General features: G+C 63.7%; 9 protein-coding genes and 4 tRNA genes. All 13 read left to right on the plus strand.

Annotation, left to right across the window (positions count from 1 at the left end):
• Window positions 1–323 precede the first annotated feature (323 nt).
• Window positions 324–409: transfer RNA gene (locus HTY53_RS17410), tRNA-Tyr, on the plus strand.
• Window positions 410–460: 51 nt separating this feature from the next.
• Window positions 461–534, plus strand: a tRNA-Gly gene (locus HTY53_RS17415).
• A 32-nt stretch (window positions 535–566) separates the two neighbouring features.
• A tRNA-Thr gene (locus HTY53_RS17420) sits at window positions 567–641 on the plus strand.
• Window positions 642–684: 43 nt separating this feature from the next.
• A complete protein-coding gene (gene tuf / locus HTY53_RS17425; protein WP_174107799.1) occupies window positions 685–1,875 on the plus strand; it encodes an elongation factor Tu in 1,191 nt (396 codons plus the stop codon).
• An 83-nt stretch (window positions 1,876–1,958) separates the two neighbouring features.
• A tRNA-Trp gene (locus HTY53_RS17430) sits at window positions 1,959–2,034 on the plus strand.
• Between the two features lie 70 nt (window positions 2,035–2,104).
• Entirely contained in the window at window positions 2,105–2,485 is a 381-nt protein-coding gene (gene secE / locus HTY53_RS17435; protein ID WP_174107800.1) for a preprotein translocase subunit SecE, read from the plus strand.
• A 10-nt stretch (window positions 2,486–2,495) separates the two neighbouring features.
• Window positions 2,496–3,074: a transcription termination/antitermination protein NusG gene (nusG, locus tag HTY53_RS17440; protein WP_174107801.1), complete on the plus strand. Its 579-nt coding sequence runs from the start codon at window positions 2,496–2,498 to the stop codon at window positions 3,072–3,074.
• A gap of 170 nt (window positions 3,075–3,244) precedes the next feature.
• The gene (gene rplK, locus HTY53_RS17445; protein ID WP_006576495.1) at window positions 3,245–3,676 is read left to right on the plus strand and encodes a 50S ribosomal protein L11; all 432 of its coding nucleotides are present in this window, start codon (window positions 3,245–3,247) and stop codon (window positions 3,674–3,676) included.
• Window positions 3,677–4,372 (plus strand): 50S ribosomal protein L1, encoded by a 696-nt coding sequence (rplA, locus tag HTY53_RS17450; RefSeq protein ID WP_174107802.1) that lies wholly within the window; start codon window positions 3,677–3,679, stop codon window positions 4,370–4,372. It abuts the gene before it with no gap.
• Between the two features lie 406 nt (window positions 4,373–4,778).
• A complete protein-coding gene (gene rplJ / locus HTY53_RS17455; RefSeq protein ID WP_174107882.1) occupies window positions 4,779–5,297 on the plus strand; it encodes a 50S ribosomal protein L10 in 519 nt (172 codons plus the stop codon).
• A gap of 58 nt (window positions 5,298–5,355) precedes the next feature.
• Window positions 5,356–5,730: a 50S ribosomal protein L7/L12 gene (gene rplL, locus HTY53_RS17460; RefSeq protein ID WP_174107803.1), complete on the plus strand. Its 375-nt coding sequence runs from the start codon at window positions 5,356–5,358 to the stop codon at window positions 5,728–5,730.
• Window positions 5,731–6,136: 406 nt separating this feature from the next.
• Window positions 6,137–10,243: a DNA-directed RNA polymerase subunit beta gene (gene rpoB, locus HTY53_RS17465; protein ID WP_174107804.1), complete on the plus strand. Its 4,107-nt coding sequence runs from the start codon at window positions 6,137–6,139 to the stop codon at window positions 10,241–10,243.
• 103 nt (window positions 10,244–10,346) lie between these two features.
• A complete protein-coding gene (gene rpoC, locus HTY53_RS17470; RefSeq protein ID WP_174107805.1) occupies window positions 10,347–14,597 on the plus strand; it encodes a DNA-directed RNA polymerase subunit beta' in 4,251 nt (1,416 codons plus the stop codon).
• The last annotated feature ends 21 nt before the right edge of the window (window positions 14,598–14,618 follow it).

The raw sequence follows: 14,618 nt of genomic DNA on the forward strand, positions 1-14,618 counted from the left end.
AGGTCATCGCCAGGCTCTCCTTTGAAAACGCCCCAGATCTCACAAGGTCTGGGGCGTTTTGCTTTGCGGCGGCGGAAGCGCGCTGGCCGGGACCAAGCCAGGTTGCTGAACCGGCATATTCGGGCGGCTCCAGAGGCGTTTCAGGGTGTTCCGCGACCGCCTATAGGGTGAGAGGACATCGTTTCCGATGTTCGCGAAGATGGTTCGCCACGGGCCGCCGCAGCCCGTTTCCGCCGACGATCGAACAAGCCGATTTCCTGGCAAAGCAGAGGGAAAGCGCTTGACAGGCGGGGGCGATTACACCATAATCGCAAGTTCTCTGCGGAGAGGTGCCCGAGTGGCTAAAGGGGGCAGACTGTAAATCTGTTGGCTTACGCCTACGTTGGTTCGAATCCAACCCTCTCCACCAGAATGCAATGCAGCAGCAGTCCGGCAATGTCGGTGAAGTGAAGTAACCCGGGCGGGTGTAGCTCAATGGTAGAGCAGAAGCCTTCCAAGCTTACGACGAGGGTTCGATTCCCTTCACCCGCTCCAGCAGGATTGCTGCAACGCAGTCATCAAGTTTCGCCCATGTGGCTCAGTGGTAGAGCACTCCCTTGGTAAGGGAGAGGTCGGCAGTTCGATCCTGCCCATGGGCACCAAATACCGCACTGGCAATATCGCTACCGAGACAGGAGTCGCGAAATGGCAAAGGAAAAGTTCGAGCGGACCAAGCCGCACGTGAACGTTGGTACGATTGGTCACGTTGACCACGGCAAGACGACGCTGACGGCGGCGATTGCGACGGTGCTGGCGGCGAAGTTCGGCGGTGCTGCGAAGAAGTACGACGAAATCGATGCGGCGCCGGAAGAGAAGGCACGCGGTATTACCATCAACACCGCGCACGTCGAGTACGAGACGGCCAACCGCCACTACGCGCACGTTGACTGCCCGGGCCACGCCGACTACGTCAAGAACATGATCACCGGCGCTGCCCAGATGGACGGCGCGATCCTGGTGTGCTCCGCCGCTGACGGCCCGATGCCGCAGACGCGCGAGCACATCCTGCTGGCCCGTCAGGTCGGCGTGCCGTACATCATCGTGTTCCTGAACAAGTGCGACATGGTGGACGACGCCGAGCTGCTCGAGCTGGTGGAAATGGAAGTGCGCGAGCTGCTCTCGAAGTACGAGTTCCCCGGCGACGACACCCCGATCATCAAGGGTTCGGCCAAGCTGGCGCTCGAAGGCGACAAGGGCGACCTGGGCGAAGAGGCGATCATGCGCCTGGCCGACGCGCTGGACACCTACATCCCGACGCCGGAGCGCGCCGTGGACGGCACGTTCCTGATGCCGGTCGAAGACGTGTTCTCGATCTCGGGCCGCGGTACCGTGGTGACCGGCCGTATCGAGCGTGGCGTGATCAAGGTCGGCGAGGAAATCGAAATCGTCGGTATCCGCCCGACGGTCAAGACCACCTGCACCGGCGTGGAAATGTTCCGCAAGCTGCTGGACCAGGGCCAGGCTGGCGACAACGTCGGTCTGCTGCTGCGCGGCACCAAGCGTGAAGACGTCGAGCGCGGCCAGGTGCTGTGCAAGCCGGGTTCGATCAAGCCGCACACGCACTTCACCGGCGAGGTGTACATCCTGTCGAAGGACGAGGGCGGCCGTCACACCCCGTTCTTCAACAACTACCGTCCGCAGTTCTATTTCCGTACGACCGACGTGACCGGCTCGATCGAGCTGCCGAAGGACAAGGAAATGGTCATGCCGGGCGACAACGTGTCGATCACCGTCAAGCTGATCGCCCCGATCGCGATGGAAGAAGGCCTGCGCTTCGCCATCCGTGAAGGCGGCCGCACCGTCGGCGCCGGCGTCGTCGCCAAGATCCTGGACTAAGCAGTCACGACAGCAAACGCGGCACCAACCGGCCGCGTTTGCCGCCAGTGGGGTTGGCTTCCAGCCGACCCCAAAGTTGTTTTAGGGGTATAGCTCAACTGGCAGAGCGTCGGTCTCCAAAACCGAAGGTTGGGGGTTCGATTCCCTCTGCCCCTGCCAATTCAATCAGCCGCGTCGGGCGGATCCACAGAGGATCCATCGTGACGCGGCTTAGTCTCGTTTGCGAAACATGGCCAATCCCAACGTCGAAACCGTCAACACCTCCAGTGGCAAGTGGCTGCTGGGCGTGGCCGTGCTGCTCGTGGTGGCCGGCGTGATCGGTTTCTACGCGCTGGCGCAGCAGCCTGCCTACGTGCGCGGCGCCGCGCTGTTCGCGGGCATCGCGCTCGGCGTAATCGTCGCGCTGGTGTCCGCACCGGGCAAGGAATTCGTGGGATTCGCCAAGGAATCGTACCGGGAAGTCCGCAAGGTGGTGTGGCCGACCCGCAAGGAAGCCGGACAGATGACGGGCCTGGTGTTCGTCTTCGTCGTGATCATGGCGCTGTTCTTGTGGTCTGCCGACAAACTGATCGAGTGGGTGATCTTCTCCCTCGTGCTGGGCTGGAAATAAGGGGAAGGACATGACGGACGACGCAACGCAGGAAACCACGCCTACGCAGCCGCCTTCGAAGAAGCGCTGGTACGTGGTCCACGCATACTCCGGCATGGAGAAAAGCGTGCAGCGCGCCTTGCAGGAACGCATCGAGCGCGCGGAGATGCAGGACAAGTTCGGACGCATCCTGGTGCCGTCCGAAGAAGTGATCGAAATGAAGGGCGGTCAGCGTTCGGTGACCGAGCGGCGCTTCTTCCCGGGCTACGTGCTCGTGGAGATGGAGATGACCGACGAGACGTGGCACCTGGTGAAGAACACCAGCAAGGTCACCGGCTTCGTCGGCGGCGCGCGCAACCGCCCGAGTCCGATTTCCCAGAAGGAAGTCGACAAGATCATGACGCAGATGCAGGAAGGCGTCGAAAAGCCGCGGCCGAAGACGTTGTTCGAGGTGGGCGAAATGGTGCGCGTCAAGGACGGCCCGTTCACCGACTTCAACGGCAACGTGGAAGAGGTCAACTACGAGAAGTCGCGCCTGCGCGTCTCGGTGACCATCTTCGGTCGCGCCACCCCGGTCGAGCTCGAGTTCGGCCAGGTCGAGAAGGTCTGACCTTCACAGCATTCGCAGGGTCGCGCCGCCTTCGGCAGTGCGACCGGCGACGCTCCGCAAGGGGCACAAGAGGAGCGTGAGGCCGGGCCCGCCCCAGGCGGCCGGCGACAGCGCGTTACGACTCAACAGGACTGACTGCCGAACGTGCAGCGGTCCGGATTGGAGTAAAGATGGCCAAGAAGATTATTGGCTTTATCAAGCTGCAGATTCCGGCTGGTAAAGCGAACCCCTCCCCGCCCGTGGGCCCTGCACTGGGTCAGCGCGGCCTGAACATCATGGAGTTCTGCAAGGCGTTCAACGCGCAGACCCAGGGCATGGAACCCGGCCTGCCGGTGCCGGTGGTGATCACCGCCTTCGCCGACAAGAGCTTCACCTTCGTGATGAAGTCGCCGCCGGCCACCGTGCTGATCAAGAAGGCTGCCGGCATCACCAAGGGTTCGGCCAAGCCGCACACCGACAAGGTTGGCAAGATCACCCGCGCCCAGGCTGAAGACATCGCCAAGGCCAAGAACGCCGACCTGACCGCCGCCGATCTGGACGCGGCAGTGCGCACCATCGCCGGCTCGGCCCGCTCGATGGGTATCACCGTGGAGGGTCTGTAAATGGCTAAGGTTTCGAAGCGCGTAGCGGCCAACAAGGCCAAGATCGAGCGCACCAAGTTCTACCCGATCGACGAGGCGCTGGGCCTGGTCAAGGATTGCGCGTCGGCCAAGTTCGACGAGTCGATCGACGTCGCCGTGCAACTGGGCATCGACGCCAAGAAGTCGGACCAGGTGGTTCGTGGTTCGGTGGTGCTGCCCGCCGGTACCGGCAAGTCGGTCCGCGTGGCGGTGTTCGCCCAGGGCGAGAAGGCCGAAGCGGCCAAGGCCGCTGGTGCCGACGTGGTCGGCATGGAAGACCTGGCCGAGCAAGTCAAGGCCGGCAACCTGAACTTCGACGTCGTGATCGCTTCGCCGGACACGATGCGTATCGTCGGTACGCTGGGCCAGATCCTCGGTCCGCGCGGCCTGATGCCGAACCCGAAGGTCGGTACCGTGACGCCGGACGTGGCTCAGGCGGTCAAGAACGCCAAGGCCGGTCAGGTTCAGTTCCGTGTCGACAAGGCCGGCATCATCCACGCGACCATCGGCCGCCGTTCGTTCGAGGACGCCGCGCTGAAGAGCAACCTGTCGGCGCTGATCGACGCACTGGTCAAGGCCAAGCCGGCCACCAGCAAGGGCGTCTACCTGCGCAAGATCGCGGTCTCCTCGACCATGGGCGTGGGCGTTCGCGTCGACCAGACCTCGCTGGCCGCCTAAGCGGCTGGCAATACGCTGGCCATAAATTGGCCAGTCAGCCGACCGGACCCGATAACACCGGTCGGCCAAGCATTCGAGGTTCCGGCCGCGCGCCGGGACCGGCCCGCCAAGGCGGGCCAGAGAAAGGCTTTGGGCAGTGGGCAGGCGCCAGTCGCCGGTCCCGCTGGTTATCAAAGACCGCTGGCGGTCATGTTCGCGCGCAAGCCGGGGCATGGCCTTAATCGGTGGGACCGTACACGGCAACAAGGTGACGGCAGCCTGCCCGCCAGCGTAGATGGCGAACCCGAAGGTTGGAATGGTCCGGGGCGAGATCCCCGGGTGATTCGGGCCAATCGGACGCCGTTCGTTTGGACTGATGCAAGGACCTCCGTCACCGGAGAGCCGCGCATCGTTTTGGAGCTTAACCGTGCCACTCAATATTGAAGATAAGAAGGCCGTCGTTGCTGAGGTGTCGGCGCAAGTCGCCAAAGCCCAGACCATCGTCGTGGCCGAATATCGCGGCATCACGGTTGGCGATCTGACCAGGCTGCGTGCCACTGCCCGCGAGCAAGGCGTCTACCTGCGCGTTCTGAAGAACACGCTGGCTCGCCGCGCCGTGGAAGGTACGCCGTTTGCCGCGCTCGCGGAGCAATTGACCGGCCCGCTGATCTACGGAATTTCCGAAGACGCAGTGGCCTCGGCCAAGGTTCTGAACGACTTCGCCAAGACCAACGACAAGCTGGTCCTGCGCGCCGGGTCGTTCGACGGCAAGGTGCTCGACGTCAACGCCGTCAAGGCGCTGGCCTCGATCCCGAGCCGCGACCAACTGATTGCTCAGCTGCTTGGCGTCATGCAAGCGCCGGTGTCGGGCTTTGCCCGCCTGCTGGCCGCGCTGGCCGAGAAGAAGAGCGAAGGTGCCCCCGCCGAGGAAGGCGCCGCGGCCTAAGGCCAGGCTCGTCCCGATCGCAATACCGATACCGAATCAAATCTAGGAGTATTTCCAAATGGCAATCACCAAAGACGACATCCTCGAAGCCGTTGGCGCGATGTCCGTGATGGAACTGAACGACCTGGTCAAGGCGTTCGAAGAGAAGTTTGGCGTGTCCGCCGCCGCGATGGCCGTGGCTGCTGCCCCGGGCGCTGCTGGTGCCGCCGCCGCCGAAGAGAAGACCGAGTTCAACGTTGTGCTGGCTGAGGTCGGCGCGAACAAGGTCGGCGTCATCAAGGCCGTTCGCGAAATCACCGGCCTGGGCCTGAAGGAAGCCAAGGACCTGGTCGATGGCGCACCGAAGCCCGTCAAGGAAGGCGTGGACAAGGCTACCGCCGACGACGCCAAGAAGAAGCTGGAAGACGCCGGCGCGAAGGTCGAAATCAAGTAAGCAGTTTTCGCGTGCCCTCCGGCACGCGAATGGGGCTGGCAAAGGGGAAATCCCGGCGCCAGCCTTTTTGCGCTTCTGTGATTGTGTTTTATTGGACACTCACTCGCGCAAGAAGTGATGCATTGCCTACTCGGCACCCGGGTGAAACTCGGGGCCGCAGCAGAGGCCAAACATCAGTGGCACACTAAGCGGTTGCTGCTGATGTTTGTCTTCTGAACCGACTGCAGAAGACAAGTTTGGTCGGGTGTTCCCCGAACTGGCGCGCGTGGATGATGGCGCCGGTTCGCAGCGTGCGGACACCGTCAGCCAGAGGTTGGTAGCGGCCAACCGCCAAATCCCCTCCCAGTCGCTGAACACCTCAGGCGCCGGTCAGGTCCAGCCAGCCCTGCGATGATTCGGAGATCCCATGGCGTACAGCTTCACCGAAAAGAAGCGCATTCGCAAAAGCTTTGCGAAGCGCGCGACGGTTCACCAGGTTCCATTCCTGCTAGCCACCCAGATCGAATCGTACACCCAGTTCTTGCAAGCGGATACGCCACCCGCGCGTCGCAAGAACGAAGGCCTGCAAGCCGCCTTCAACGCAATTTTCCCCATCGTCTCCCATAACGGGCTCGCCCGTATGGAGTTCGTCTCGTACCACCTGTCCAACCCGCCGTTCGACGTCAAGGAATGTCAACAGCGTGGCCTGACGTTCCACTCGGCCCTGCGCGCCAAGGTTCGCCTGATCATCAACGATCGCGAGAACCCGGGCAAGGTCAAGGAAGTGAAGGAGCAGGAAGTCTACATGGGCGAGATTCCGCTCATGACCTCGACCGGCTCGTTCGTGATCAACGGCACCGAGCGCGTGATCGTCTCGCAGCTGCACCGTTCGCCGGGCGTGTTCTTCGAGCACGACAAGGGCAAGACGCACAGTTCGGGCAAGCTGCTGTTCTCGGCGCGGATCATTCCGTACCGCGGCTCGTGGCTGGACTTCGAGTTCGACCCGAAGGACATCCTGTACTTCCGCGTCGACCGCCGCCGCAAGATGCCGGTGACGATCCTGCTCAAGTCGATCGGCCTGACGCCGGAACAGATCCTCGCGCACTTCTTCGTGTTCGACAACTTCACGCTGCAAGCCGAAGGCGCGCAGCTGGAGTTCGTGCCCGAGCGCCTGCGCGGCGAAGTCGCGCGCTTCGACATCGCCGACAAGAACGGCCGTGTCGTGGTCGAGAAGGACAAGCGGATCAACGCCAAGCACATCCGTGACCTGGAATCCGCCGGCACCAAGCTGATCAGCGTGCCGGAAGACTATCTGCTGGGCCGCGTGCTGGCCAAGAACATCATCGACCCGGATACCGGCGAGGTGATCGCCAACGCCAACGACGAACTGACCGAAACGCTGCTCGAGTCGCTGCGCGAAGCGGGCGTCAAGCAGATCCAGACGCTGTACACCAACGATCTGGACCAGGGTCCGTACATCTCGCAGACCCTGCGTACCGACGACACCGCCGACCAGACCGCGGCCCGTATCGCGATCTATCGGATGATGCGCCCGGGCGAGCCGCCCACCGAGGACGCCGTCGAAGCGCTGTTCCAGCGCCTGTTCTACAGCGAAGAGTCGTACGACCTGTCGCGCGTGGGCCGCATGAAGGTCAACAGCCGCCTGGGCCGCCCGAGCGGCGAGGGCAGCATGGTGCTGCAGGACGAGGACATCCTCGAGACCATCAAGATCCTGGTCAACCTGCGCAACGGCAAGGGCGAAGTCGACGACATCGACCACCTGGGCAACCGCCGCGTGCGTTGCGTCGGCGAGCTGGCCGAGAACCAGTTCCGCGCCGGCCTGTCGCGCGTGGAGCGCGCCGTCAAGGAACGTCTGGGCCAGGCCGAGACCGAGAACCTGATGCCGCACGACCTGATCAACTCGAAGCCGATCTCGTCGGCGATCCGCGAGTTCTTCGGTTCGTCGCAGCTGTCGCAGTTCATGGACCAGACCAACCCGCTGTCCGAGATCACGCACAAGCGTCGCGTGTCCGCTCTGGGCCCGGGCGGTCTGACGCGCGAACGCGCGGGCTTCGAAGTCCGCGACGTGCACCCGACCCACTATGGCCGCGTGTGCCCGATCGAAACGCCGGAAGGTCCGAACATCGGTCTGATCAACTCGCTGGCGCTGTACGCCCGCCTGAACGAATACGGCTTCCTCGAGACGCCGTACCGCAAGGTGGAAAACGGCAAGCTGACCGACCAGGTCGACTACCTGTCGGCGATCGAGGAAGGCAAGTACGTGGTGGCGCAGGCCAACGCGACGGTCGACGCCGAAGGCAACCTGATCGACGAACTGGTGTCGGCGCGCGAAGGCAGCGAGCGCGAGACCCGCATGGTCACGCCGGACCGCGTGCAGTACATCGACGTGGCGCCGTCGCAGATCGTGTCGGCGGCAGCCTCGCTGGTGCCGTTCCTCGAGCACGATGACGCGAACCGTGCACTGATGGGCGCGAACATGCAGCGTCAGGCCGTGCCCTGCCTGCGTCCGGACAAGCCGCTGGTCGGCACCGGCATCGAGCGCACTGTCGCGGTCGACTCGGGCACCGCCGTGCAGGCGACCCGTGGCGGCGTGGTCGACTATGTCGACGCGAACCGTATCGTGATCCGCGTCAACGACGACGAAGCCGTGGCCGGCGAAGTCGGCGTGGACATCTACAACCTGATCAAGTACACGCGTTCGAACCAGAACACGAACATCAACCAGCGTCCGATGGTCAAGGTGGGCGACCACGTGGCCCGCGGCGACGTGATCGCCGACGGCGCCTCGACCGACCTGGGCGAGCTCGCGCTCGGCCAGAACATGCTGGTCGCGTTCATGCCCTGGAACGGCTACAACTTCGAAGATTCGATCCTGATCTCGGAGCGCGTCGTTGCTGAAGACCGCTACACCTCGATCCACATCGAGGAGCTGTCGGTCGTCGCCCGCGACACCAAGCTTGGACCCGAGGAAATCACGCGCGACATCTCGAACCTGGCCGAAGCGCAACTGGCCCGTCTGGACGAGTCCGGCATCACCTACATCGGTGCCGAAGTCGAAGCCGGCGACGTGCTGGTCGGCAAGGTCACGCCCAAGGGCGAGACCCAGCTGACGCCGGAAGAGAAGCTGCTGCGCGCGATCTTCGGCGAGAAGGCGTCCGACGTGAAGGACACCTCGCTGCGCGTGCCCTCGGGCATGAGCGGTATCGTGATCGACGTGCAGGTCTTCACCCGTGAAGGCGTGACCCGCGACAAGCGCGCCCAGTCGATCATCGACGACGAACTGAAGCGCTATCGCCTGGACCTGAACGACCAGCTGCGTATCGTCGAGGGCGATGCCTTCCAGCGTCTGGAGCGTCTGCTGATCGACAAGACCGTCAATGGCGGTCCGAAGAAGCTGGCCAAGGGCGCGAAGCTGACCAAGGAGTACCTGGACGATCTGGACAAGTACCACTGGTTCGACATCCGTCCGGCCGACGAGGAAGTCGCGGCCCAGCTCGAAGCGGTCAAGGAAGCCATCGAGCAGAAGCGCCACGAGTTCGACCTGGCCTTCGAGGAAAAGCGCAAGAAGCTGACTCAGGGCGACGAGCTGCCCCCGGGCGTGATCAAGATGGTCAAGGTGTACTTGGCCGTCAAGCGCCGCCTGCAGCCTGGCGACAAGATGGCGGGCCGTCACGGCAACAAGGGCGTGGTGTCGAAGATCGTGCCGATCGAAGACATGCCCTACATGGCCGACGGCACGCCTGCCGACATCGTGCTGAACCCGCTCGGCGTGCCGTCGCGGATGAACGTGGGTCAGATTCTCGAGACCCACCTGGGCTGGGCCGCGCGCGGTCTGGGCCAGCGCATCGGCGACATGCTGAAGGCACAGGCCAAGGCGCAGGAACTGCGCGCCCTGCTCAATCAGATCTACAACGAGAGCGGCAAGGCCGAAGACCTCGACAGCCTGACGGATGCCGAAGTGCTGGAGCTGGCGAACAACCTCAAGAAGGGCGTGCCCTTCGCGACCCCGGTGTTCGACGGCGCGCATGAAGCCGAAATCCGCCGCATGCTGGATCTGGCCTATCCGGACGAAGTCGCCAAGGAGAAGGGCCTGACGGCATCGAAGCAGCAGGTCACGCTGTACGACGGCCGCACCGGCGAGGCGTTCGAGCGTCCGGTCACGCTGGGTGTGATGCACATGCTGAAGCTGCACCACCTGGTCGACGACAAGATGCACGCCCGCTCGACCGGTCCGTACTCGCTCGTCACCCAGCAGCCGCTGGGCGGCAAGGCGCAGTTCGGCGGCCAGCGTTTCGGCGAGATGGAAGTGTGGGCGCTGGAAGCGTACGGCGCCTCCTACGTGCTGCAGGAAATGCTGACGGTCAAGTCCGACGACGTGAACGGCCGTACCAAGGTGTACGAGAACATCGTCAAGGGCGAGCACTCGATCGATGCCGGCATGCCGGAGTCGTTCAACGTGCTGGTGAAGGAAATCCGCTCGCTGGGTATCGATATCGACCTGGATCGCTACTGATCATCGAGCGAAACGGAGGCGGCACGAAGCCGTCTCCGGCGGATTTCCCACAGGATGAATGCCGCTGGCCCGTCACGGGCGGGCGGCGAAACAAGGAGTTGCAATGAAAGCATTGCTCGATCTCTTTAAGCAGGTACAGCAGGAAGAGCAGTTCGACGCGATCAAGATCGGCCTGGCCTCGCCCGAGAAGATCCGTTCGTGGTCGTACGGCGAAGTCAAGAAGCCGGAAACCATCAACTACCGGACCTTCAAGCCCGAGCGCGACGGTCTGTTCTGCGCCAAGATCTTCGGTCCGATCAAGGACTACGAGTGCCTGTGCGGCAAGTACAAGCGCCTGAAGCACCGTGGCGTGATCTGCGAGAAGTGCGGCGTCGAGGTGACGCTGGCGAAGGTGCGCCGCGAGCGCATGGGCCATATCGAACTGGCCGCGCCGACCGCGCACATCTGGTTCCTGAAGTCGCTGCCGTCGCGTCTGGGCATGGTGCTCGACATGACGCTGCGCGACATCGAGCGCGTGCTGTATTTCGAAGCGTTCGTGGTGCTCGAGCCCGGCATGACTCCGCTCAAGAAGAGCCAGATCATGTCCGAGGACGACTACATCGCGAAGTGCGAGGAGTACGGCGAGGGCGAATTCGTCGCGATGATGGGTGCCGAGGGCATCCGTGAGCTGCTGCGCGGCATCGACATCGAGAAGCAGATCGAACAGATCCGCGCCGAGCTGCAGGCCACCGGTTCCGAAGCCAAGATCAAGAAGTACGCCAAGCGCCTGAAGGTGCTCGAGGCCTTCCAGCGTTCGGGCATCAAGCCCGAGTGGATGATCCTCGAAGTGCTGCCGGTGCTGCCGCCCGAGCTGCGTCCGCTGGTGCCGCTGGATGGCGGCCGCTTTGCGACCTCGGACCTGAACGACCTGTATCGCCGCGTGATCAACCGCAACAACCGGTTGAAGCGCCTGCTTGAGCTGAAGGCCCCTGAAATCATCGTGCGCAACGAAAAGCGCATGCTGCAGGAAGCGGTCGACTCGCTGCTGGACAACGGCCGTCGCGGCAAGGCGATGACCGGCGCCAACAAGCGTCCGCTGAAGTCGCTGGCCGAGATGATCAAGGGCAAGGGCGGTCGTTTCCGTCAGAACCTGCTGGGCAAGCGCGTCGACTACTCGGGCCGTTCGGTCATCGTGGTCGGCCCGACGCTGAAGCTGCACCAGTGCGGTCTGCCCAAGCTGATGGCGCTGGAGCTGTTCAAGCCCTTCATCTTCCACAAGCTGGAAACGATGGGCATCGCCACCACCATCAAGGCGGCCAAGAAGGAAGTCGAAAGCCAGACCCCGGTCGTGTGGGACATCCTCGAAGAGGTGATCCGCGAGCACCCGGTGATGCTGAACCGTGCGCCGACGCTGCACCGCCTGGGCATCCAGGCCTTCGAACCGGTGCTGATCGAAGGCAAGGCGATCCAGCTGCATCCGCTCGTCTGCGCGGCGTTCAACGCCGACTTCGACGGCGACCAGATGGCCGTTCACGTGCCGCTGTCGCTGGAAGCGCAGATGGAAGCGCGCACGCTGATGCTGGCGTCGAACAACGTGCTGTTCCCGGCCAACGGCGATCCGTCGATCGTGCCGTCGCAGGACGTGGTGCTGGGCCTGTACTACACCACCCGCGACAAGATCAACGGCAAGGGCGAGGGCATGACCTTCGCCGACGTCAGCGAGGTGATCCGCGCCTACGAGAACAAGGAAGTCGAACTGGCTTCGCGCGTGAACGTGCGCATCACCGAGTATGAGCTGGTGGACAAGGACGCCGAGGGCGACGCGCGCTTCGCGCCGAAGATCACGCTGCAGGCCACCACGGTCGGCCGCGCGATCCTGTCCGAGATCCTGCCGAAGGGCCTGCCTTTCTCGGTGCTGAACAAGCCGCTGAAGAAGAAGGAAATCTCGCGCCTGATCAACACCGCGTTCCGCAAGTGCGGTCTGCGCGAAACGGTGATCTTCGCCGACAAGCTGCTGCAGTCGGGCTTCCGCCTGGCCACGCGCGCCGGTATCTCGATCGCGATCGACGACATGCTGGTGCCGCCGCAGAAGGAAAAGATCATCGCCGACGCCGCGGCCAAGGTGAAGGAATACGACAAGCAGTACATGTCGGGTCTGGTGACCGACCAGGAGCGCTACAACAACGTCGTGGACATCTGGGGCGCCGCCGGCGACCAGGTGGGCAAGGCGATGATGGAGCAGCTGCAGCACGAGGACGTGGTCGACCGCAACGGCAACACCGTCAAGCAGGAGTCGTTCAACTCCATCTACATGATGGCCGACTCGGGCGCACGGGGTTCCGCGGCGCAGATCCGTCAGCTGGCCGGTATGCGCGGCCTGATGGCCAAGCCGGACGGCTCGATCATCGAGACGCCGATTACCGCGAACTTCCGCGAAGGCCTGAACGTTCTGCAGTACTTCATCTCGACCCACGGTGCCCGTAAGGGTCTGGCGGATACCGCGCTGAAGACCGCGAACTCGGGTTACCTGACCCGTCGTCTGGTCGACGTGACGCAGGATCTGGTAGTGGTCGAGGAGGATTGCGGCACCACCAACGGCGTCGCAATGAAGGCGCTGGTCGAAGGCGGTGAAGTCATCGAAGCGCTGCGCGACCGTATCCTGGGCCGCGTGACGGTGTCGGACGTGGTCAACCCCGAGACGCAGGAAACCGCGATCGAGGCCGGCACGCTGCTGGACGAAGACCTGGTCGATCTGATCGACCAGATCGGCGTCGACGAGGTGAAGGTCCGCACCCCGCTGTCGTGCGACACGCGCTACGGCCTGTGCGCCAAGTGCTATGGCCGCGATCTGGGCCGCGGCACGCTGGTCAACACCGGCGAGGCGGTCGGCGTGATCGCCGCGCAGTCGATCGGCGAGCCGGGCACGCAGCTGACGATGCGTACGTTCCACATCGGTGGTGCGGCATCGCGTGCGGCAGTCGCCTCGAGCGTCGAAGCGAAGGCCACCGGTACGGTGCGCTTCACCGCGACGATGCGCTACGTGACCAACGCCAAGGGCGAACTGATCGTGATCTCGCGTTCGGGCGAGGCGCTGATCACCGACGACCACGGCCGCGAGCGCGAGCGCCACAAGATCCCGTACGGCGCCACGCTGCTGGTGCAGGACGGTCAGGCGATCAAGGCGGGCACGCAACTGGCGACCTGGGACGCGCTGACGCGCCCGATCGTGTCGGAGTACTCGGGCACGATCAAGTTCGAGAACGTCGAGGAAGGCGTGACCGTCGCCAAGCAGATGGACGAGGTCACCGGTCTGTCGACGCTGGTCGTGATCGACGCCAAGCGCCGTACGGCTGCCACCAAGGGCCTGCGCCCGCAGGTGAAGCTGCTCGACGCCAATGGCCAGGAAGTCAAGATTCCGGGCACGGACCACTCCGTGACCATCGGCTTCCAGGTCGGCGCGCTGATCACCGTCAAAGACGGTCAGCAGGTGCACGTCGGTGAAGTGCTGGCGCGTATCCCGACCGAGTCGCAGAAGACCCGCGACATTACCGGCGGTCTGCCGCGTGTGGCCGAGCTGTTCGAAGCGCGTTCGCCGAAGGACGCCGCCGTGCTGGCGGAAGTCACCGGTACCGTGTCGTTCGGCAAGGACACCAAGGGCAAGCAGCGTCTGGTCATTACCGACCTCGACGGCAATGCGCACGAGTTCCTGATCGCCAAGGAAAAGCAGGTGCTGGTCCACGACGGTCAGGTGGTGAACAAGGGCGAGATGATCGTCGAGGGTCCGGCGGATCCGCACGACATCCTGCGCCTGAAGGGCATCGAGGAGCTGGCGCACTACATCGTCGACGAAGTGCAGGACGTCTACCGTCTGCAGGGCGTGAAGATCAACGACAAGCACATCGAAGTGATCGTGCGTCAGATGCTGCGCCGCGTGCAGATCGTCGATGTCGGCGACACCAAGTTCATCCCGGGTGAACAGGTGGAGCGCTCGGAGCTGCTGGACGAAAACGACCGCGTGATCGCGGAAGGCAAGCGTCCGGCTACCTACGAGAACCTGCTGCTCGGTATTACCAAGGCGTCGCTGTCGACCGACAGCTTCATCTCGGCGGCATCGTTCCAGGAAACGACGCGCGTGCTGACCGAGGCCGCGATCATGGGCAAGACCGACGACCTGCGCGGTCTGAAGGAAAACGTGATCGTGGGTCGCCTGATCCCGGCCGGTACGGGCCTGGCCTACCACCGCGCCCGCAAGGCGCGCGAGGCGGCCGAGCGCGAACGCGCCCAGGCGATCTCCGAAGAAGAGCAGTCGCTCTTCATGGAGCCGTCGGAGGTGCATGCCACCACCGAGAACGGCGGGGACAACCCGGCGGTCTGAGGTTCGATGCAGTAACGCGCG

Origin of the sequence: Cupriavidus gilardii, assembly GCF_013314895.1 — a bacterium.
Taxonomy (GTDB): domain Bacteria; phylum Pseudomonadota; class Gammaproteobacteria; order Burkholderiales; family Burkholderiaceae; genus Cupriavidus; species Cupriavidus gilardii_C.

What these genes read in the sequence shown, in the direction of transcription:
- tuf (WP_174107799.1), top strand. Translation starts at nt 685, where the DNA reads ATGGCAAAGGAAAAGTTCGAGCGGACCAAGCCGCACGTGAACGTTGGT.
- secE (WP_174107800.1), top strand. Translation starts at nt 2,105, where the DNA reads ATGGCCAATCCCAACGTCGAAACCGTCAACACCTCCAGTGGCAAGTGG.
- nusG (WP_174107801.1), top strand. Translation starts at nt 2,496, where the DNA reads ATGACGGACGACGCAACGCAGGAAACCACGCCTACGCAGCCGCCTTCG.
- rplK (WP_006576495.1), top strand. Translation starts at nt 3,245, where the DNA reads ATGGCCAAGAAGATTATTGGCTTTATCAAGCTGCAGATTCCGGCTGGT.
- rplA (WP_174107802.1), top strand. Translation starts at nt 3,677, where the DNA reads ATGGCTAAGGTTTCGAAGCGCGTAGCGGCCAACAAGGCCAAGATCGAG.
- rplL (WP_174107803.1), top strand. Translation starts at nt 5,356, where the DNA reads ATGGCAATCACCAAAGACGACATCCTCGAAGCCGTTGGCGCGATGTCC.
- rpoB (WP_174107804.1), top strand. Translation starts at nt 6,137, where the DNA reads ATGGCGTACAGCTTCACCGAAAAGAAGCGCATTCGCAAAAGCTTTGCG.
- rpoC (WP_174107805.1), top strand. Translation starts at nt 10,347, where the DNA reads ATGAAAGCATTGCTCGATCTCTTTAAGCAGGTACAGCAGGAAGAGCAG.